The 21226-nt window shown below is 66.2% G+C and carries 19 protein-coding genes; 16 read left to right on the top strand and 3 right to left on the bottom strand.

Annotated elements, in window-relative coordinates; all coding sequences use genetic code 11:
• The first annotated feature begins 189 nt into the window (after positions 1-189).
• The 12 genes from HZA32_09325 (at position 190) to HZA32_09270 (ending at position 11550) form a co-directional block, all read left to right on the top strand.
• A complete protein-coding gene (locus tag HZA32_09325) occupies positions 190-888 on the top strand; it encodes a response regulator transcription factor (GenBank protein MBI5424280.1) in 699 nt (232 codons plus the stop codon).
• Complete coding sequence (locus HZA32_09320) at positions 885-2165, top strand: histidine kinase (GenBank protein MBI5424279.1); 1281 nt, start codon at positions 885-887, stop codon at positions 2163-2165. Before HZA32_09325 ends, HZA32_09320 begins: the two co-directional genes overlap by 4 nt.
• 279 nt (positions 2166-2444) lie before the next feature.
• On the top strand, positions 2445-3104 hold the full coding sequence (locus HZA32_09315; GenBank protein MBI5424278.1) for an SAM-dependent methyltransferase: 660 nt from the start codon (positions 2445-2447) through the stop codon (positions 3102-3104).
• Between the two features lie 419 nt (positions 3105-3523).
• Positions 3524-4264, top strand: a complete 741-nt coding sequence (locus HZA32_09310) for a F0F1 ATP synthase subunit A (GenBank protein MBI5424277.1) — start codon at positions 3524-3526, stop codon at positions 4262-4264.
• A 70-nt stretch (positions 4265-4334) separates the two neighbouring features.
• On the top strand, positions 4335-4544 hold the full coding sequence (locus tag HZA32_09305) for an ATP synthase F0 subunit C (protein ID MBI5424276.1): 210 nt from the start codon (positions 4335-4337) through the stop codon (positions 4542-4544).
• A gap of 73 nt (positions 4545-4617) precedes the next feature.
• The gene (gene atpF, locus HZA32_09300) at positions 4618-5172 is read left to right on the top strand and encodes a F0F1 ATP synthase subunit B (GenBank protein MBI5424275.1); all 555 of its coding nucleotides are present in this window, start codon (positions 4618-4620) and stop codon (positions 5170-5172) included.
• A gap of 23 nt (positions 5173-5195) precedes the next feature.
• Positions 5196-5588 (top strand): F0F1 ATP synthase subunit delta, encoded by a 393-nt coding sequence (locus HZA32_09295; protein ID MBI5424274.1) that lies wholly within the window; start codon positions 5196-5198, stop codon positions 5586-5588.
• 57 nt (positions 5589-5645) lie between these two features.
• A complete protein-coding gene (locus HZA32_09290; protein ID MBI5424273.1) occupies positions 5646-7175 on the top strand; it encodes a F0F1 ATP synthase subunit alpha in 1530 nt (509 codons plus the stop codon).
• Between the two features lie 55 nt (positions 7176-7230).
• Complete coding sequence (atpG, locus tag HZA32_09285) at positions 7231-8106, top strand: ATP synthase F1 subunit gamma (GenBank protein ID MBI5424272.1); 876 nt, start codon at positions 7231-7233, stop codon at positions 8104-8106.
• Positions 8107-8181: 75 nt separating this feature from the next.
• Complete coding sequence (gene atpD / locus HZA32_09280) at positions 8182-9603, top strand: F0F1 ATP synthase subunit beta (protein ID MBI5424271.1); 1422 nt, start codon at positions 8182-8184, stop codon at positions 9601-9603.
• Between the two features lie 95 nt (positions 9604-9698).
• Entirely contained in the window at positions 9699-10106 is a 408-nt protein-coding gene (gene atpC / locus HZA32_09275; GenBank protein MBI5424270.1) for an ATP synthase F1 subunit epsilon, read from the top strand.
• A 127-nt stretch (positions 10107-10233) separates the two neighbouring features.
• The gene (locus HZA32_09270; GenBank protein MBI5424269.1) at positions 10234-11550 is read left to right on the top strand and encodes a hypothetical protein; all 1317 of its coding nucleotides are present in this window, start codon (positions 10234-10236) and stop codon (positions 11548-11550) included.
• Between the two features lie 5 nt (positions 11551-11555).
• On the opposite strand, the gene HZA32_09265 is transcribed toward HZA32_09270, so the two are convergent.
• Positions 11556-13139, bottom strand: a complete 1584-nt coding sequence (locus HZA32_09265; GenBank protein MBI5424268.1) for a D-aminoacylase — start codon at positions 13137-13139, stop codon at positions 11556-11558.
• 38 nt (positions 13140-13177) lie between these two features.
• Positions 13178-14269 (bottom strand): dipeptide epimerase, encoded by a 1092-nt coding sequence (locus HZA32_09260; GenBank protein ID MBI5424267.1) that lies wholly within the window; start codon positions 14267-14269, stop codon positions 13178-13180.
• Between the two features lie 118 nt (positions 14270-14387).
• Between HZA32_09260 and dacB the strand changes: the two genes are divergently transcribed.
• The 3 genes from dacB (at position 14388) to HZA32_09245 (ending at position 18046) form a co-directional block, all read left to right on the top strand.
• On the top strand, positions 14388-15869 hold the full coding sequence (gene dacB / locus HZA32_09255; protein ID MBI5424266.1) for a D-alanyl-D-alanine carboxypeptidase/D-alanyl-D-alanine-endopeptidase: 1482 nt from the start codon (positions 14388-14390) through the stop codon (positions 15867-15869).
• Positions 15856-16767, top strand: coding sequence for a phosphodiester glycosidase family protein (locus tag HZA32_09250; GenBank protein MBI5424265.1), 912 nt, complete (start codon positions 15856-15858; stop codon positions 16765-16767). The genes dacB and HZA32_09250 overlap by 14 nt, the downstream gene beginning before the upstream one ends.
• Before the next feature lie 133 nt (positions 16768-16900).
• Positions 16901-18046: a DUF5009 domain-containing protein gene (locus HZA32_09245; protein MBI5424264.1), complete on the top strand. Its 1146-nt coding sequence runs from the start codon at positions 16901-16903 to the stop codon at positions 18044-18046.
• A gap of 196 nt (positions 18047-18242) precedes the next feature.
• On the opposite strand, the gene nagB is transcribed toward HZA32_09245, so the two are convergent.
• The gene (gene nagB / locus HZA32_09240; protein MBI5424263.1) at positions 18243-20210 is read right to left on the bottom strand and encodes a glucosamine-6-phosphate deaminase; all 1968 of its coding nucleotides are present in this window, start codon (positions 20208-20210) and stop codon (positions 18243-18245) included.
• 68 nt (positions 20211-20278) lie between these two features.
• Between nagB and HZA32_09235 the strand changes: the two genes are divergently transcribed.
• Positions 20279-21169, top strand: a complete 891-nt coding sequence (locus HZA32_09235) for a helix-turn-helix transcriptional regulator (protein MBI5424262.1) — start codon at positions 20279-20281, stop codon at positions 21167-21169.
• Positions 21170-21226: the final 57 nt, after the last annotated feature.

Here is a 21226-nt window from a genome sequence, read left to right as displayed (position 1 = left end):
ACCCCGGCTGCATTGCGTTCAAAAACGCAATAGCCCTACCTCGAACCGCCGCGGCGACCCGGTCCATGTTCGCTCCTGTCCCGAGCGTCTGCCGGCACGGTTGTCTGCCTCCTTTTTGCGCTGTAACAATCACGTGACGCGGCGGAATTGCTCTGGAGCGTTTCGCATCCGTCACAATACTCGGGCCCAATGGAGAAAAAGAAGATCCTCGTGGTCGACGACGAGCCGGATGTCACCGAGCTCGTTGCCTACAACCTCCGCGCGCGCGGCTTCCTCGTTGAAACCCTCAACGATGCCACCGCGAGCCTCGCCAAAGCCCGGCATTTTCACCCGGACCTCGCGATTCTGGACATAATGATGCCGCATTTAACCGGCCTGCAGATCTGCCGGCTCTTCCGCAGCGACCCGAAGCTCGCGCGCGTTCCCATCATTTTCCTCACGGCCAAAACCGAGCCGCAGGACCGCATCGAGGGCTTCGAAAGCGGCGCGGACGACTACCTGGCCAAGCCTTTCAGCCCAAAGGAACTCGTTCTGCGCGTCGAAGCCATGTTCCGCCGCCTCGCGCAGCCGCCCCCGAGCTCCGCGCGCCTCCAAATCGGCTCCATCCTCCTCGACGGCGAGACGCATCGCGTGACCGTCGGCGGCGAACACGTCGAACTCACCGCGACGGAATTCAAGCTCCTCCGCCTCATGATGGAGCGCCAAGGTCGCGTGCAAACTCGCGAGCACCTCCTCGTGAACGTCTGGAATTACTCCGCGGAAATCGAGACCCGCACCGTCGACACGCACGTTCGCCGCCTCCGCGAAAAACTCGGTGCCGAAGCCGACTGGATTGAAACCATCCGCGGAGTCGGCTACCGCATCGCCGAGAAGAAACCCTCGGCATGATCTATCTCGTCGCGGCCGCGCTGCTGATCGCATTCCTGTTCACGCTCCGCCTTCTGGTGCGGCAGAACCGGTTGCTGGAGCAATTGCGCGGCGCGATTCGCTTCGAGCAACCACTCCTCAACTCCGAGGGACGCGTCGATCATCTGCCGGAGTGGCCCGCACTCGCCGAGGACGTGAATCACCTCATCGCCGACAAGATCACTCTCCAGCAGCAGCGCACCGACCAGCTCACGCAACTCGAGGCCACGCTCGGCAATCTCCGCGAGGCGGTCCTCATCGTCGACGAATCGAATTACATCCACCTCGCCAATCGCGCGCTGCGCGAAATTTTTCCCGCATCGCGCGACTTGGTGAATCTCCGCCTCGAACTCATCGTGCGCAGCGCGGCCTTCCTCGATTACGTGCGCGCCACGCGCGCCGGCCAGCCGCTGCCGCGTCAGGAATTCGAGATCAACCAAGGCGCCGGCTCCACGTGGATCGAAGCCTCCGGCGCGCCGATTCCTTCACCCGACGGCAAGTCGCAATGGGCGCTCTTCGTCATCCACGACATGACGCAACAGCGCATCCTCGAGCGCATGCGCCGCGATTTCGTGGCCAACGCCTCGCACGAGCTGCGCACGCCGCTCTCCGTCATCAAAGGCTACGTCGAAACGCTCGTCGACGGCCACGCCACGATGTCTGACGACGAGCGCGCGAAATTCCTCGGCACCATCCAGCGCCATAGCGACCGCCTCAACGCCATCATCGCCGACTTGCTCACGCTTTCGCGGCTCGAGTCGGCCACGCCCGGCGTGAACTTCGAGCCGATCGACCTGCGCGCGCTGATCACGACTCTCGTCGACGATACCGCACAGCGTCCCAACGCACGCCGTCATGCGCTCGCATCGCGTCTCGACGAGGAACTCGGCGAAATCTCCGGCAGCGCCGAGAAGCTCACGCAGCTCTTCGGCAACCTGCTCGACAACGCCGTGAAGTATTGCCCGCCGGGTGCACGCATCGTCGTCGAAGGCCGCGCCCTCGCCGCCGCCGGCGAGGTGGAAATCGTCGTGCGCGACACCGGTCCAGGCATTCCCGCGGAGGATTTGCCGCACATCTTCGAGCGGTTTTATCGCGTCGAAAAAGGCCGCTCGCGTGAGAGCGGAGGCACCGGTCTCGGCCTCAGCATCGTGAAGCACACCGCTCAACTGCACGGCGGCCGCGTCTGGGCGGAGAGCGAAGTGGGGAAGGGCACGGCGATTTTCGTGCGCCTCCCGCGCGTGGTCGCGAAAACAAAGTAACGCCAGCATCCAGCTGGCCGCACGACTTGAAGGTGGGCGCCGTCGTCCCGACGGCGCCAAGGATCTGCGTAGGCCTCAGCATACCTGCCCGTCATCCCTGCGTTCGCACGCGTGTCGCCGCCGGGACAGCGGCGACCACCTCGCAAACGCCCCCGGGCGCGTGACGAGCGGCGATTGCATTCGCGCTGACCTGTGCGTGGCGCAGAACGGAGATCGCATCTGGCCTGCGCGCCGCGCTTCGCGCTTGCCGCCCGCACGCGGGCGCGGCGGACTGCGCGCGTGACGTTCAAACCCGAGTTCCTCGCCCGCGTGACGGAGCGCCGCGCCGAGTTGCAGCGCGCGCTGGCGACGCTCCTGCCGGCGCCGCGCGCGATCGTGTGGGAAGTAGGCTGCGGTCACGGCCACTTTCTCGTGCGCTACGCCGGCGAGAATCCGGACAAGTTCTGCGTGGGCGTGGACATCATCATGGACCGGCTCGCTCGCAGCGGAAAAAAGCGCGACCGCGCCCAACTCGCCAATTGCCACTTCATGCGCGCCGAGGCGCGGGAGTTTTTCAACGCCCTGCCGGCCGGCGTCACGCTCGAGGAAGTCTGGGTGCTCTTCCCGGACCCGTGGCCGAAGGCACGGCACAACAAGAACCGGCTGCTGAAGGCGGATTTCTTCAATGCGGTCGCCGGTCGGGCAGGGGAGGGCGCGCGTTTCTATTTTCGCACCGATCACGAGGAGTATTTCCGCGAGGTCGAGGCGACCGTCGCCACGCTCCAAACTTGGCGCCGCGATTCGGCGGCACCGTGGCCGCTGGAACAGGAAACGGTTTTCCAGGCGCGTGCGCCGAGCTACCACTCGCTGGTGGCGATCAGGACATCACATCCGGCGCCAGCAGTAGAATTAACTGGGCCAGGGCAGCCGCCCCCAACAACACCCACGTCGCCTGCATGAACGGATCCCGCGCGAGCTTGCGCTCGCCGTTCGGGTAACGGGGCTGCGCGGTGCGCTCGAGGAGATCGCGGTCGGGGGCGTCCATGTTTTACAAGTCGCCCAGGCCGCCGCGTGGCGCAAGCCCGCACTGCGCGTCTTAATAGGCCTCATTAGCGCGGCGGGACGAAAATCGCGGCGCCGCTAATTCCGGGATTCCCGGGCCGGGAAACTTATTTCAAGGGTTGACGGGTCTTCGCGGCGGCAACTTTCTCTTCTTTCCCTCCCGAAAGCACCCCATTCGGAATCGCATGCGCATCGTCTCCAAATTCCTCGCATTGTCCCTGTCGCTCGGCGCGGCTACGGCCGCGTTTGCCGAAGGCGTGGATCCCAAGGCCTCGGTGCTGTTCGATCTCGGCGGCGGCTGGCGCATCACGAATTCGATGATGACAGGCTGGGTCGTGTCGCTCGTGATCATCGGCCTCATCCTCTACGCCGTCGGCAAGCCGCAGGTGCTGCCGGGCAAGGCGCAGTCGGTGTTCGAGTCGCTGCTCGAAGCGTTGCGCGACTTGTTCGAACCGATCGTGGGCAAGAAGGCATTCCCTGCAGTGTTCCCGCTGCTCGTCACGCTCTTCATTTTCATTCTCATCCAAAACTGGTCCGGCCTGCTCCCGGGCGTCGGCACCGTGGGCTGGGAGTCGCACACCGAGCACGGCACGCATTTCACGCCGTGGGTCCGACCGTTCACGGCGGATTTCAACAGCACCATCGCGCTCGCGCTCATCTCGTTTGGCGCCTACCTGATCATCATCTTCAAATACGCCGGCCCGAAGCTCATCCTCTGGGATCTCTTCGGCAACAAGGCCGACAAAAAGGAAACGCCCGGCTGGCTCTACCCGATTCTGTCGCTCGTGTTCCTCGTCGTCGGTTGCATCGAGGTGTTCTCCATTCTGATCCGTCCATTCACGCTGTCGGTGCGTCTCTTCGGCAACGTCTTCGGCGGTGAGAATCTGCTGCACGGCACCAGCTTCTTCCCGGTGTTCTATTTCATGGAGCTGCTCGTCGGCCTCATCCAGGCGACGGTCTTCACCCTCCTCTCCGCGGTATACGTCGGCCTGATCTGCAATCACGGCGACGACCACGATCACGCGCACGACGGCGCCCACGGCGAAGCGCACCATTGAAAATTTCCCGCCGGGAGCGTGCCAACGATGTGCGCACGGCGGATCTCTAACCAACAAAACAAACACCACCATGAACCTCCTCCTCGCTGAAATCACCGGCAACATTGCCTCCGCTTTCGGTCTCCTCGGCGCCGCCATCGGCGTGGGCCTCATCGGCACCAAGGCCGCTGAGTCCGTCGGCCGCAATCCCGGCGCTTCGGGCAAGATCCTCGTCCAGGCCATCATCGGTATGGCGCTCGCCGAAGGTCTCGGCATCCTCGCGCTGTTCCTCGCCAAGTAAGCTCGTTTCTTTAACTGGCGGCGTGCGCCGCAAGCCGCGCCGCCAGTCCCTTTTCAGCTCTCCCGCTCCCGCCATGCTCTCCCTCTTCCTCGCCACCACCGAAGCTGCGCACGCCGCCGCCGGCGACGCGTCCATCGTCGAGAAGTTCGGCATCGAGTGGCACTACGTCGTCTGGCAGATCGCCAGCTTCCTCATCCTCTTCGTCGTCCTCTACAAGTTCGGCATCAAGCCGACCGTCGCGACGATGGAAGAGCGCAACAAGAAGATCGAGAGCGGCCTCAAGCACGCCGAGGAGATGCAGGCCAAGCTCGCCGCCGCCGCGCAGGAGAGCGCCCAGATCGTCAAGAACGCCCAGCTCGAGGCGCAGAAGATCGTCGACGAGGCCCGCAAGACCTCGAAGGAATACACCGACAAGCAGAACGCCGAAGCCCTCCAGCGGTCCGCCGATCTCATGGCCAAGGCCCAGCAGTCGATCGAGCTCGAGCACAAGAAAATGCTCAACGACGCCCGCGGCGAGATCGCCCGCCTTGTCGTCACCACCACCGAGCGCGTCCTCGCCAAGAAGCTCACCGACGCCGATCGCGCCGCCTACAACGACACCGCCGCGAAGGAACTCGCGTCGCTCTAATCCGTTTTCCCGCCGCGCACGCCATGGCCGCCGACAAGCAAACCAAGCTCCTCGCCAAGCAGCTCTTCAAGCTGAGCGTCGTTGACGGCGAGGTTTCCGCCGACCGCGTCGCCGGCGTCCTCGGCTGGATCGAGAAACACCAGCCGCGCCACCCGCTCGCGCTGCTCCAGCTTTATCACCGCCACGTTGCCAACGAGGTCGCGAAGTCTCGCGCCGTCGTCGAGCACGCCGGTTCGGTCAACGCCGCCACGCTCGCCTCCATCGAGGCCGCGATGACGAAGAAGTATTCCCGCAAGGTCACCGCCATCGCCAAGCCCAGCCCCGCGCTCCTCGCCGGTCTCCGCGTCCGCGTCGGCTCCGACATCTACGAGTCGTCCGTCGCCGGCCAGCTCGCCGCCCTTTCCGCCTCCGTCTAACCCCACGGTCCGTCTCCCACTCTCAGCTCTTAACTCTCAACCGCGCCACGCGCTCCCATGAGCAACGTCATCGAACAAATCGAACAACAGATCGCCAAGCTGTCCTCCAAGGCGGTCAAGAAGAACACCGGCAACATTCGCACCGTCGCCGACGGCGTGGCCAAGATCGAAGGCCTCTCCGACGTGATGTATAACGAGATGGTGCAGTTCCCCGGTGGCGCCATCGGCATCGCGCTCAACCTCGAAGAAGACGAGGTCGGCTGCGTCGTGCTCGGCGACGTTTCCTCGCTGAAGGAAGGCGACGAAGTCTCCACCACCGGCAAGCTCCTCTCCGTTCCCGTCGGCAAGGCGCTCCTCGGCCGCGTGGTCGACGCGCTCGGCCGCCCCGTCGACGGCAAGGGCCCGATCGACGCCAAGGAATTCTATCCCGTCGAGAAGATCGCCCCCGGCATCATCGTCCGTAAGTCCGTTTCGCAGCCGCTCTTCACCGGCATCATGGCGATCGACTCGATGATCCCGATCGGCCGCGGCCAGCGCGAGCTCATCATCGGCGACCGCGGCACCGGCAAGACCACGATCTGCATCGACACGATCATCAACCAGGCCCGCATCAACAAGGTCGGCCTCGCGTCGGGCAACAAGGACTTTCGCCCGGTCTACTCGATCTACGTCGCCGTCGGCCAGAAGCAGTCGAACATCGCGCGCACCATCGCCGCCCTCGAGGCCGCCGATGCGCTGCAATACACCGTCATCGTCACCGCTCCCGCCGCCGACAACCCCGCCAACCAATACCTCGCTCCGTTCTCCGGCGCGGCCATCGGCGAGTGGTTCATGGAAAATGGCATGGATGCGCTGATCGTTTACGACGATCTCTCCAAGCACGCCGTCGCCTACCGCCAGATCTCGCTCATTCTGAAGCGCCCCTCCGGCCGCGAAGCGTATCCGGGCGACGTGTTCTATCTCCACAGCCGCCTCCTCGAGCGCGCCGCGCGTCTCTCCGGCAAGGGCTCGCTCACCGCGCTCCCGATCATCGAGACCCAGGCGGGCGACGTCTCGGCCTACATCCCGACCAACGTCATCTCGATCACCGACGGCCAGATCTTCCTCGAAACCGACCTCTTCAACCAAGGCATCCGTCCCGCGGTGTCCGTCGGTCTCTCCGTTTCGCGCGTCGGTTCGTCCGCGCAGATCAAGGTCACCAAGCAGGTCGGTGGTAAACTCAAGGGCGAGCTCGCCCAGTTCCGCGAACTCGCGGCCTTCGCGCAGTTCGGCTCCGACCTCGACGCCAAGACCAAGGCCACCCTCGACCGCGGCTCCCGCATCGTCGAACTCTTCAAGCAGCCGCAGCTCAACCCGATCTCGATCGAAGTGCAGGCGTCCGTCCTATGGGCGCTCCAGAAAAACTACTTCGAGTCCATCGACGTGAAGAACATCGTCGGCGCCGCCAACTCGCTCCGCGAATTTTTCACCACGCGCAAGGACGCCCTCCTCACCACCATCCGCACCAAAGCCGCCCTCGACGCCGAAATCGAAGCCGGCCTCAAGACCGCGTGCGACGAGTGGAAGTCCACCTTCGCCGCCAAGTAAGGTAGGGCGAGTCGTCCCGACGAGCCGAACGCTCCCGCAGCACATCTAAATCACCGTGGCTTCCACACGCGACATCCGCCGACGCATCAAGTCGGTCAAGAACACCCGCCAGATCACGAAGGCGATGGAGCTCGTCGCCGCATCGAAGATGAAGAAGGCGCAGCAGGCCGCGATGGCCGGCCGCCCCTACGCGCAGCTCATGGCCGACATGCTGGCCGCGCTCGCGGGCCGCGTCGACGAGTCGCTCCATCCGTTCCTTGTGAAGCGCGAGGTCAAAACCCGCGGCATCCTCGTCATCTCGACCGACAAGGGCCTCTGCGGTCCGCTCAACGCGAACCTCTTCAAGCTCATCCTCGACGTCAAAACGCCGGCGAAGTTCGTCGCCATCGGCCGCAAGGGCGCGCAGTTCCTCGGCCGCACCAAGCGCGACATGGTCGCCGACTTCACCGTCACCGACCGCGTCGGCTTCGCCGAAGTGAAGCCCGTCATCGAGTTCATGATGCAGATGTATCTCGAGGGGACGATCGACACCATCGAGGTCATCTATCCGCGCTTCAAGAACACGCTCGTGCAGGAGCCCACGCTCCGCCCGCTGCTCCCGCTCACGAACGTCCGCGACTTCGTCGACCACCTCCGCAGCGAATCCGGTCACAGCGCGAAGCACGACGATCGCGACATGCTCTTCGAGCCGAGCGCGCAGGCCGTTCTCGAAGCGCTGCTGCCGTTCTACGTGAACCGTTACGTCTACCAGCTCGCGCTCAGCGCGAAGGCTTCCGAGCACAGCGCGCGCATGGTCGCGATGAAGACTGCCAAGGACAACGCCACGAAGCTCCTCGGCGACCTCACCCTCGAATACAACAAGGCCCGCCAAGCCGGCATCACGCAGGAAATCCTCGAGATCGCCGCCGCCCAATTCTCGGCCCAATCGTAACCCACGCCTCCCAACTTGTAGGAGCCTGCTTGCAGGCGCCCCCTTTAATCTAACCACCCCGCCCACGTTCCCGTCATGAGCAACCAAGGCAAAATCGTCCAAGTCATCGGCGCCGTCGTCGACGTGCAGTTCGCCGAGAACACCGTGCCGCCCATCTATCAGGCCCTCACGGTCGACTTCACCGCCGCCGGCAAGAAGGAGCACCTCACGCTCGAGGTGCAGCAGCACTTGGGCGAAGGCCTCGTGCGCACCATCGCGATGTCCTCTTCCGAAGGCCTCGTGCGCGGCATGCCCGTCGTCGACACCGGCGCGCCGATCTCGGTGCCGGTCGGCGAGGGCGTTCTCGGCCGCATCTTCGACGTCACCGGCAAGGCCGTGGACGAGAAGGGCCCGGTTCCGTTCACCAAGACCTACCCGATTCACCGTCCGGCTCCGCTCCTCGTCGACCAGGACGTCAAGGCCTCGATCCTCGAAACCGGCATCAAGGTCATCGACCTCATCTGCCCCTTCATCAAGGGCGGCAAGGCCGGCGCGTTTGGCGGTGCGGGCGTCGGCAAGACGGTCGTCATTCTCGAACTCATCAACAACATCGCCAAGGCGCACGGCGGTTACTCCGTGTTCGCCGGCGTCGGTGAGCGTTCCCGCGAGGGCAACGACCTCTACCACGAAATGTCCGACGCGGGCGTCATCAACCAGAAGGACATCTCCAAGTCCAAGGTCGCGCTCGTCTACGGCCAGATGAACGAACCCCCGGGCGCCCGTATGCGCGTCGCCCTCTCGGCGCTCGCGATGGCGGAGTATTTCCGCGACGAGAAGAACCAGGACGTGCTGCTCTTCATCGACAACATCTTCCGTTTCTCGCAAGCCGGCTCCGAAGTGTCTGCGCTCCTCGGCCGCTCCCCGTCCGCCGTCGGTTACCAGCCGACGCTCGCGAACGAAATGGGTATTCTCCAAGAGCGCATCGCCTCGACGAAGAAGGGCTCCATCACCTCCGTGCAGGCCGTCTACGTTCCCGCGGACGACCTGACCGACCCGGCGCCCGCGAACACCTTCGCGCACTTGGACTCCACCATCGTGCTCGAGCGTTCGATCGCCGAACTCGGCATTTATCCCGCGGTCGACCCGCTCGCCTCCGTCTCGAAGGCCCTCCAGTCCGACGTCGTCGGCGAGGAACACTACAAGGTCGCCCGCGAAGTTCAGCGCGTGCTCCAACGCTACAAGGACCTGCAGGACATCATCGCGATTCTCGGTCTCGATGAGCTCTCCCCCGAGGACAAGCTCACCGTCTACCGCGCCCGCAAGATCCAGCGCTTCCTCTCGCAGCCGTTCGCGGTCGCCGAAGTCTTCACCGGCACGCCGGGCAAATACGTCCCCGTCAAGGAGACCGTCCGCGGCTTCAAGATGATCCTCGACGGCCAGCTCGACGACGTCGCCGAAACCGACTTCTACATGAAGGGTGGCATCGACGAAGTCCTCGCCGCGGCGGGAAAGAAATAAACCCGCCGCAAGTAACAAGAAGCAAGTAGCCAAGTATCAAGACGGCCAGACTCCTTGTTACTTGATACTTGTCACCTGATACTTCTCCCCGAGCCATGTCTCTCACACTCGAAATCGTCACCCCGGAAGCGAAGGTCTACACCGACACCATCGACTCCGTCGTCATTCCGACGGTCGAGGGCGAGATCGGCATCCTCCCCGGCCACATCCCGCTGCTCACGCAAGTCGCCTCCGGCGAACTGCGCGTGGCGAAGGGGGCGGAGACGCAGTTCCTCGCGATCAGCGGCGGCTTCGCCCAGATCGAAGGCGACTCCGTCCGCGTCCTCGCCGAGAATGCGATCACCGAGGAGAAGATCGACGAGAACGCCGTCGAGTCCGCGATGAAGCGCGCCGAGCAACAGCTCGCCGAAGCCAAGACGATGGACCCGCAGGAACTCGAACACCTGCAAAATCTCGTTCGCTACAGCGGCGTGCAGCTCGCCCTCAAGCGCCGCAAGCGCTGAGCGAGCATTCCTCTCGACCCACGAAGCGCGGCCGCCGGCCGCGCTTTTTCTTTTTCCCTCCGGTTCATGACGCGCGTCGGCGGGCCCGGGATTGCAAACGCCGCGGCGCCCGCCTGAGATGCGGGCGATGGCCCGTCTCCTCCTTGCCGCCGCCCTGATCCTCGGCGCCCTGGCATCGCTCCATCAAGGCTGGGACATGTTCGCCCGCACGCCGCCGCGCCTCATGATGCAGGGCGCGGACGACAGCTCCTACTATTTCTGGGTGAGATCGGCGGTCGTGGATGGAGACCTCGATTTCCGCAACGATCTCGCGCAGGCACCCACGATCGACGAGTCCGCCCGCGTTCGCGCGCAAGCCGAACCACCCACGCCCCTTGGCCGCGTGCGCAACAAATACCCGATCGGTTGGGCGGTGGCGACGCTGCCGTTCTTCCTTATAGCCCATGCAATTGCCCTCGCGACTGGCGGTCCGGCGGACGGCTGGCAGCCCGTCTACTTCCTCGTGATTTGGCTCGGGCACCTCGGCTACGTCGTGTTCGGCCTCCTCGCCGCGCGCCGCGTGCTCGCTCGATTTCTCGATGCCGACGCGGCCCTGGTGGGCCTTCTCGTCGGCTGGCTCGTGAGCCCGTTGCTCTACTATCAAACGGCGCGCATCAACATGCCGCACAGTCTCGCCTTCGCGCTCGTCGCGCTGCTCTACGATCGCGCTCTTGCTTGCGAGCAGAATCCGGAGCGCCGCATCAACTGGATCGTCGGTGGCGTTGCCGCGGGACTGCTGCTGATCACCCGGCCGATCTGCGCGCCCTACCTGCTTTTCCCGGCGTGGGTGATCGGTCGGTTGCTATCGGCCGAGGGCACGGCTGGGACGGCTTGGCGTCGTCTGGCCTGGGCGCTTGTGCCCGCGCTCGCGCTGGTCGCGCTCCAGCTGCTCGCCCAACGCCAGCTTCACGGCGAGTGGCGCTTCGATACCTACGACAGCGAGCCGTTCTACTTCGCGCACCCGCAACTCCTCGCGACGCTCTTCTCGCCGCAGCACGGCTGGCTCTACTGGCATCCGCTCATGACGGTCGGCGTGATCGCTCTTGTCGTTGCGGTCGCGCGCGGCCGATTGCCGTGGGCGTGGCTTGTCGCGCTCGCTGCGATCACCTACCTGAACGCCTCGTGGTGGTGCTGGTGGTGGGGCTCGTCCTTCGGCAACCGCTCGTTCGAGGGCGCGACGCTGTTTGTCATGGCCGGCTGGGGCCTCGTCTGGGCGAAAACGCGCGAGCACTCGCTCCTGCGCCGAATTACCACCGCAACCGTCGCCGCCGGTGTGGCGGCGAATGCGATCCTGCTCTCGCTCTACATGAGCGGAGCGATCAGCCGCGGTGACCCCGTTTCCTATTCGGAAATGCTGGCCGCGCTCGGCCGCCAACTCGCCGCGCTACTCGGGAAAATCGGCTGAGCCGCTTAACGCGCGCTCGTCGGCGCGACGTGCCTCAGCGCCATGCCCGGCTTCGCGCGAGTGTGTTCGCCGTCGCGGATGACCACCACGCCATTCACGAGCACGAACGGCACGCCGACCGCGTAGTGATGCGGATCCTTGTAGGTCGACGGATCGCCGATCTTCGCCGGATCGAAAATCGCCACGTCCGCCCAGTTGCCTTCGCGCAACACGCCGCGCCCGCGCAGCTGAAAATGCTCGGCCGGCAAACTCGTCATCTTGCGCACGGTATCCTCGAGCGTGATCACGTGCAACTCGCGCACATAGCGCCCGAGCACGCGCGCGTTGTTGCCGTAGCCACGCGGGTGGGGGACGCCTTCGCCGAACACGCGTTCGCCGCTGTCCGACGCGATCATCGTCTGCGGATGTGCCATGAACTTCTTCAAATCCTCCTCGCTCATCCCGTGGAACACGCCACTCGCGCCGCCACGCCGCTCGATCTCCAGGATCACCTCAATCTGATCCTCCAGCGAATCCGAGCCACGCAACTTCCGCGCCGCTTCGACGATGTTCATCCCGTTCAGCGTCACATCGCCGCGGAACGAAGCCACGACCGCATACGCATAGTCCATCCGCCCGCGTCCCATGATGCTCGCCTTCATCTTCGCGACGATCTTCGCCTTCTCCGCCGGGTCGTTCAGACGCTCCACGAACTTCGCGTGCCCGCCGTCGAACGCCTCGTCCGGGATCAGCTGGCTGATCCCCGTGCTCGACGCCGTGTAGGCATACTGGTCCTGCTTCACGCGCACGCCGGCCGCGCGCGCTTCGTCGAGATGCGCGAGAATCTTGTCGGCTTGGCCCCACGATTTCTCGCCGGAGAGTTTGATGTGCGACAACTCCGCGCGCACGCCGGCCTCGCGGGCGATGCGCAGCAACTCATCGATCGCCTCGAGAATCTTGCCGCTCTCCGAGCGCATATGGCTCGCGTAGATGCCGTCGTAGGGTGCGATCGATTTCGCGAGTTCCACGATTTCCTCCGTCTTGGCGAACGTGCCCGGCAGATAAATCAATCCCGTCGAAAGTCCCACCGCACCGTCCTTCATCGCCAGATCGACGAGCCGCTTCATCTCCGCCAATTCCGCCACCGTCGGTGCCCGATCGAAAATCCCGCCCATCGCCGCTTTCCGCACCGTGTTGTGGCCGATGAGCGTCGCGACGTTCGGCGACACGCCGTTCTTCTCCAAGCGCGCGAAAAAATCGCCGACGCTCGCGTTCGAGACGCCGCAGTTGCCGACGACGATGCTCGTCACGCCCATCTTCAGGAAGTGCTCCGAGAGCGGCAGCCGCTCGACGAGATCGTCCGAGTGCGTGTGCACGTCGATGAAGCCGGGCGCGACCACGAGGCCGTGCGCGTCGATGCGGGTCGTCGCGCTGCCCGTGATTTCGCCGATCTTCGCGACCTTGCCGTCCTTGATCGCGACATCGGCCGTGAAGGCCGGTCGTCCCGTTCCGTCGACTACGCTTCCGCCGACGATGATCACATCGTAGTCGGCACCGTGCGCCGCCACGAAACTCAACGCCGCCGCGAGCCAGAAACCGAGTCGATTCATGCCGGGCAAGATTCTGGAAATCGCGCGGCGCGCGAGCTTCATTTCTTACGCGGAACTACGCCATGGCCCGACGCGATGTGGGCGACCGACAGCATGCCGCCGTTCGCGACGTAACCGCCCTCGAACGGGTTTTCAGAGAGGAACCAAGGCGTGTCGAGGTCCGCAAATTGGAAGCCCCCGTGCCCGCACGCGAAGCACGCGGAGAAAGTCATCGCGAGGATCGACTCGACGTTGCCGCCGATCATCAGCCCGATGCCGCGTTCGCGCGCGACGCGCACGATTTCCAGCGCCGCGGCCACGCCGGCTTTCATCAACTTGATGTTCACCACGTCGGCCGCGCGGGCGTCGGCGATGCGCGCGACATCCTCGCCGGAGCACGCCGCCTCGTCGGCCGCGACGAGCCAGCCGCTCTCGTCGCGCAAAGCGCGCATGCCGTTCAAGTCGTCCTTCGGCAGCCATTGCTCGAGCAGCGCGGGAGTGATCTTCGCGGCGCGCAGCCCCTTCACGAGCTCGCGGGCGTGCTCGCGGGAGACGCCGGCGTTGCCGTCGAGGATGAGCGGCGCATCCGGCGCCGCCGCGGCGATCGCGCCGACGCGTTCGAGATCGTGCATCGGCCCTTTCGCGCCGCCGACCTTCACCTTGATCTGGCGGATGCCGCGCGCGCGGATCGCCCGCGCGTCCTCGGCCGCCTGCGCCGCGGTGCCGGTCGTCACCGTCATGTCGGTCTCGAGCGTGGTGCTCGCGCCGCCAAAAAATTGCGTGAGCGACTGCCCGCGCTGACGCGTCAGCGCATCGAGCAAAGCCATCTCAAAAGCGCACTGCGCGGATCCGCATTGCGCGCCGCCGGCGTCGCGGGCCCAGCTGGCGACCGCCTGCCAGTCCGTCGCATCGCGGCCCAGCACGAGCGGGCGCATCGCGGCGAGCGCGCGGAGGGCGTCGGCCTGCGTCTCGCCGTTGTAGGGCGGGAGCGGCGCGGCTTCGCCATAGCCCTTGGTGCCGTCGGCGAGTTCGACGCACGCCAACACGTTGTTGGCGGCCGGTTGCGCGCCGCCGGAAATGCCGAACGGAACGAACAACGGAATATCGAGCGCAGAAAAGGAAAGCTCGCGAACGAGCGCTGGGGAACTCACGGCGCCCCGAGCAGAATCCTGCGCCGCAACGCAGGCAAGCCACGCGCGCCTAGCCGAAAGCCCCAACCCGCGCTCCGACGTTGCCTCGCGCTCGGCGCTGTGGCTGAGTGCGCGCGCGATGACGCTCTTGCCCCGGCTCCTTCTCGTGTTGGTTGCGTTCACCACCGCGCTGCTCCGCGCCGCCTCGCTTCAGGATGAAATCACCGCGTTCGTGTCCCAGCCGCGTTTCGAGGGCGCGATTTGGGGCGTGAAAATCGTGTCGCTCGACAGCGGCGCCACGCTCGCCGAGTTCCAGCCGCGCGTGCGCCAGAGCCCGGCGTCGAACTCGAAGCTCTACACCGGCGCGATGGCCCTCGCGCATCTCGGCGGCTACTACCGCATCCGCACGCCGCTGCTCGCCACCGCCGCCGTCCAACCCGACGGCACGCTGCCGGGCGACCTCGTCATCGCGGGCCGCGGCGATCCCAGCTGGGGCGCGCGTGAGAAGCCGCAGGAATTCTGGTCGGTGTTCCAGCCGTTCGTCGACGCGCTGCGTCGCGCCGGTGTGAAACACATCCGCGGTGACGTCGTGGCCGATGGCACGTGGCTGCGCCAGCCGCCCGACGGGGAAAGTTGGTCCGTCGACGACATGCGCAACGACTTCGGCGCGGAGATCTCCGGCGTCACGCTCTGCGATAACTTCGTCGAGTTGCGCGTCACGCCCGGTGCTAAGGCGGGCGAACCGTGCACGTTCGAGGTGCTGGAGCCGCTGTCCGGTCTCACTTTTGTCAACCGCACCGAGACGCTCGACGCGGACGCGAAGCCATCGAGGGGCGTCGACACGCGGCGGATATTCGGCACGCAAACCGTCGAGATCGTCGGCGCGTTGGCTGTCGGCGCGAAGTCCGTGAAGACCGAGGCGCCCGTTTTCCGGCCGGCGCAGTGGTTTGCTGCGGCGCTCAAAGAAGCGCTGGGCCGTGCCGGGATCGCCGTCGACGGCCAGGCGCGGAGTGCGATTTGGCCCGAGCCGCCCGTCCGCGCTGACATCACTCTTGGCGCGCTCGAGTCGCCGCCGCTGCGCGACCTCGTCGCGGGCTTCATGAAGCCGTCGCAGAATCTCGAAACCGATCTCATTTTCTCCCACCTCGGCGAGCTGCGGCGCACATCCACGACGCCAGCGACGCAACGCAGCGACGAACTGGCGGTCGAGGCGCTCGAGGGCTTCATGGTTGAGTGCGGCGTGCCGGCGAAGCAGGTGATCTTCGACGAAGGCTCCGGTCTCTCGCGCAACAATCTCACCACCGCCGAGGCGACCGTCAGCCTGTTGCGCTACATGGCGCGGCACGGCGAGTCGGAGGCGTTCGCCGCCTCGCTGCCGATCGCGGGACGCGACGGCTCGTTGCGCAACCGCATGCGCGGCACTGCGGCCGAAAACAACGTCCGCGCCAAGACCGGCGGCCTGCGCTGGTCCGCGACGCTCTCCGGTTACGCAACGACCGCCGCCGGCGAGCGCGTGGCGTTCAGTTTCATGCTCAACCGCCACGTCGGCACGCCGGACCGCCCCGCGCGCGCCGAACTCGACGAACTCGCCGTGATGCTCGCCAACCATGGACGCCCGTAATCTCCCCCGTGTTTTCCTCCTCGCGTGCGCGCTCGCGCTTGTCGGCGTCCGCGCGGCCGAGCCGATCGTCTACGGCACAATCGAGACGCAGACCGCCGCCGGCCCGTTGCGCGGCTTCTGGGCGAAGATCCATCTCGACGCGCCCCGCGTGCACGTCGGCGCCACCGAGCCGCTCACACCCGCCGCCGGCGATCCGGCGGGCACCGAGGTGAAACTCCTGCCGGTGAACCAGTGGGCGCAGGCCAACGGTGCGACGCTCGCCATCAACGCCAGCTTCTTCGCCATGATCAACCCGAAGCCCGGTCTCGGCGAAGACAAGGTGCGCTACACGACCGGCGCGGCGTCCGACATCCGTGGTTTGAGCAAGGGCGAACACGGACTCGTCTCGCCGGCCCGAGTTGTCGGTGGGCGCGGCGATCCGGCGTTGCTCGTCTACGCCGACCACGCGCGCGCCGCCTACGCGACGGATGCCGATCTCGCTGACGTGCGCTGCGCCGTCGCTGGCATCGGACCGAGCGACGACGGCAAGCAACCGGGCACGCTCCTCGTCGAAGCCGGCCGCAATCTCGGCGCGACGGCGCGCGTCGCCCCGAAAGTCCGGCATCCGCGCACGGCGGCTGGCGTCACGGCTGACGGCAAGACACTGATTCTTCTCACGGTCGAGGGCCGCCAGCCCGGCTACAGCGTCGGAGCCACGTTGCCCGAGATGGCCGATCTCATCCTCGAACTAGGCGCGCACGACGCCGTGGCGCTGGACGGCGGTGGCTCGACGTCATTCTACTTCAAGCGCGCCGATGGCTCGTTGATCACCAACAAGCCGAGCGATGGCGAGTGGCGCCCGGTCGGCAATCACCTCGGCGTGTGGGTGCAGTGGCCGCAGGCCGAATCGAAACCATGAACCGACAAGGTGACTGGCCTCGGGGTAGGGTGCGACCGCTGGGCGCGCCGAGAACGTGTTGCCGCTTTCGCGGCGGGCCCAGCGGTCGCGCCCTACCGCACGCACCAGCACGAGTAGGCGATTTCGTCATTCTATGAAACCCACCGAACGTCTCGTTTCCCTCGACGCGTTCCGCGGGGCGACGATCGCGGGTATGTTGCTCGTGAACAATCCCGGCACGTGGAGCGCGATCTATCCGCCCTTGGCGCATGCGCAGTGGCACGGCTGGACGCTCACCGACACCATTTTTCCGAGCTTCCTCTGGATCGTCGGCGTGTCGCTCACGCTCTCCACGGCGCGCCGCGTCGAAGCCGGCGCGGATCGCGCGCAGCTGTTTCGCCACGTGCTGCAACGCGCGGCGGTGATCTTCGGGCTCGGGCTGCTGCTGGCGGCGTTTCCGTTCGGTTTGTTGCCGACGCATCACTTCGCGCCGTTGTCGTTGCGCATTCCCGGTGTGCTGCAGCGCATCGCGGTCTGCTACCTCGTCGCGAGCGCGATTTTTCTCCGCACCGGCTGGCGCGGACAGCTCGTGTGGGCGGTGGCGCTGTTGTTGGGTTATTGGGCGTTGCTCACGCTCGTGCCGGTGCCGGGCTACGGCGCGGGAATGATCGATCAACCGAAGGGCAATCTCGCGTGGTGGATCGATTCGCATCTGCTCGCGGGCCACACGTGGTCGGGCGCGCCGGCGCCGGGCTTCGATCCGGAAGGCATCCTCTCGACGTTGCCCGCGATCGCGACGGTGCTGTGCGGCACGCTCGCGGGCTACTGGTTGCGCGGCGTGCGAGCGCCCGCGCGGACGTCGCTTGGCCTCGTCGTGGGCGGCGCGGTGCTGCTGGCGATCGGGGCAGGGTGGGGCAGTGTTTTCCCGATCAACAAGAACCTCTGGACGAGTTCCTACACGGTTTTCATGGCGGGCTGGGCGGCGTTGTGGCTCGGCGTGTTTCACTGGACGATCGACGTGCGCGGATGGCGGGGCTGGGCGCTGCCGTTCACGATCTACGGGATGAACGCGCTCGCGATGTTCGTGCTCGCGGGACTGATCGGCCGGCTGCTCACGCTGATCCAATGGACGGGCGCGGGTGGCGCGCGTGTGACGCTGAAGGGTGCGATCTACGACAACTTGTTCGCGTCGTGGCTGAGTCCGCTGAACGCGTCGCTGGCGTTCGCGGTGAGCTTCGTGCTGGTGTTCCTCGCGATCGCGACGGCGATGTGGCGGCGCAATTGGTTCATCAAAGTGTGAGCCGCACGCGCCGGTTGACGCCGGCGGGCGAAGATTTTAAGCGGAGGGTTCCATGAAACGCCTCCTCTCGCTCCTCGCTCTCGCGCTGCTGCTCGCCGGGTGCAGCAACATGCCCGCGCCGGACGGCAAGCTCGCGGTGTCGACCGCCAGCGCGAATCACGGGCGGCGCTGAGACCGCCCGCGCCGCGCGGCGGCGTCAGAACGCGTTTTGCGCGATGAAATCCGCAGGCGTGTGCCGGCGGAACGCCTCGATGGCTTCGTATTCGGCGAGGCCGAGAGCGTTGTAGGCCTGCGCGAGGCGACGGCTGCGATCCTCGGTGCGTTGCCAGAATTCGCGGCGGTCTTCGCCGAGGAAAAGCGCCTGATCCTTCTGCGTCTCGTGGCGGAAAATCGCGCGACGGCGGCGCAGCACTTCCTGCGGGCTGAGCGGGACGGCGAGATCGATCTCGTCGAGCGGCCACTCGGCCCACGCGCCGCGGTAGAGCCAGAGTTCGCTCTGGTCGAGCCACGCGGCCTTTTCCTGCGCGGCTTGCGCGAGCGCATCGCGAAGGACCTGCAGGCAGAGGCGGTGCGTGCCGTGCGGGTCGTCGAGATCGCCGGCGGCGTAGATGAGGTGCGGCTGCACTTCATCGAGCACACGGCGGAGGCGGGCAATGTCTTCGGCGCTGTAGCGGCGCGTGCGCGGAGCGGCGCCGTAGAACGGCAGATCGAGGAAGTGCAGGCGGGCTTCCGGCACGCCGCAGACGCGGGCGGCGGAGATGGCTTCGTGGCGGCGGATGAGGCCTTTCCAACGTGAAAGCTCGGCGGTGGGCGCGGCGGTGCCGGCGGTGAGTTCGCCGCAGATGGCTTCAAGGCGCGCGCGATTGGTCACGTCGACCAAACCGCTGTCGCGCATGAACGCGAGGACGCGCCACGCGGCTTCGTCGGACACCGCGTTGGCGCCGGAAACTTCGTAGGCGATGTGGACTTCGTGGCCGTGGTCGACGAGCCGGCAGAGCGTGCCGCCCATCGAGATGACGTCGTCGTCGGGATGCGGCGAGAGCACGAGCACGCGTTTCGGGAAGACGTTGGCGGATTTGGACCGCAGCGGACGCACGGGTGCGTCGCCGGGCTTGGCGCGGCGCGGATCGCGGCCGCCGGGCCAGCCGGTGATCGTGTGCTGCATCTCGTAGAAGCCGGCTAGGTTGGCCTCGTAGGCGGAGCCTTGGGCGCGGAGGAGGTCCTGAAGGCCGGCTTCGTTGTAGTCGTCGTCGGTGAGTTTGAGGATCGGCTTCTGGCGCAGTTGCGAGAGCCAGAGGATGGCGCGGCGCGTCATGCGCTCGTCCCACGCGAGGCCTTGTTCCTCCAGCGGGCCGATTTGCCACGGCGTGCGGAAGCGCGTGAGCGATCCGGCGGCGGCGGCATCGAGCACGAAGGTCGCGCTGGCGTGTTCCTGCAGGAACGACGCGGTGACGTGCGAACTGACCTCGCCTTCGATGGCGGTGCGGACGATCTCGGCCTTGTGCTGGCCCCACGCCATGAGGATGAGGCGGCGGGCGTTGAGAATGGAGCGCACGCCCATCGTGATGGCGTAGCGCGGCGTGTGCGCGTCGCCGCCGAAATCGCCCGCGGCGTCGCGGCGGGTGAGGGGATCGAGCGAAACCAGGCGCGTGAGCGAGTGGCGCGGGCTGCCGGGTTCGTTGAAACCGATGTGGCCCGTCCGACCGATGCCGAGGATTTGGATGTCGATGCCGCCGGCGGCCTGGATCGCCGCCTCGTAGGCGGCGCAATGGGCATCGACGTCGCTCTTGGCGATCATGCCCGAGGGCACGTGCGTGCGCGCCGGCTCGATGTCGATGTGGTCGAAGAGGTGGTGCTGCATGAACCGCCGGTAGCTCTGCGGGTGCGTCGGCGGGAGCGCGAAATACTCGTCGAGGTTGAACGTCGTGACGTGCTTGAAACTCAGGCCCTCCTCGCGGTGCAGCCGCACCAGCTCGGCGTAGACGCTCACGGGCGTGGAACCGGTGGCCAGACCCAGCACGCACGACCGGCCGGCGGCGGCGCGCTCGCGGATGAGCGCGGCGATTTCCGCGGCGACGGCGCAAGATGCCTCCCGGCTGTGCGCGAAAACGGAGATGGGCGCGTGTTCGAAACGGCAGCGTTCGAGCAGAGGAAGCGAGTTCATCGGGACGGCTAGAATAGGGCTCGCTCCCGCCACGACAACTAGCAGAAACGACGAAGTTTTTGACGAAAATGCCACACCCCGCCGCCCCCGACCTGAGGAAACTCGTCTCGAAGCTCCCGCAGCCGAACTTCCAGCTGCTCGGTCGCCGCCCGGCCCCGCTCCCGTTGCCGGCGAACATCGTCTGCTTCCAGCGCCAGCGCGCCGACGAGCTCAACAAGCCCCGCCGCGGGCGCGCCCTGCACCATCGCTTCGTGTTCATGTGCGCGCTGCGCACGGCGGTCACGGTGTGCGTCGACGACCGAAATCTCCGGCTCAACCCCGGCGAGGCGCTGCTGGTGTTCCCGTTTCAGTTCCACCACTACACGCAGCCGCAACGCCCGGAGATTTCGTGGCTGTTCGTGACCTTCGAGCTGAACGACGCCGAGCCCCTCGCGGCGTTGCGCTACCGGCCGTTCGTGATGACCCCGCCGCTGCGCACGCTCGCGGCCGAGCTGGTCGAAGCCTACGAGACCGAACGCACGGAGGAACTGCCGGTGCTGTTGCTGGCGCTGCTGCTCGCGCGCATGCGCCGCCTGAAACACACGGCGCCGCACCAAGCCCCGCCGCCCGCGCCGGAACCCGACCAAGGCCTGATGATCCGCATCAACCAGATCGCCCAACGCACAGGCGCGACGCCGAGCATCAAGGAGCTGGCCCGCTCCCTCGGCATCAGCGCGAGCCACCTGCGCGCGCGCTTCCGCGCCTCCTGCGGCGTGAGCATCGGCCGGCACCTGCGCCGGCTCCGGCTGGAGCAGGCGTGCGGGTTGTTGCGGCTGGGGCCGCAGCGCGTTTCCGAGATCGCGGAGCAATGCGGCTTCGGCTCGATCTACAGTTTTTCGCGCGCATTCCGACTCGCCTACGGCATCTCGCCGCTGGCCTTCCGCCACAGCGGCAAGGCCGCGCCCGGCCGGCGGACCTGAGTTCAGGGGTAAACGAGCATTGTCAGGAATGATGAACTTTTTGACGAAAATGTCAGA

Source organism: Opitutia bacterium (assembly GCA_016217545.1).
Lineage (GTDB): Bacteria > Verrucomicrobiota > Verrucomicrobiia > Opitutales > Opitutaceae > Didemnitutus.
The sequence above is the reverse complement of the archived record's forward strand: the minus strand, read 5'-3'. Positions and strand labels throughout refer to the sequence as shown.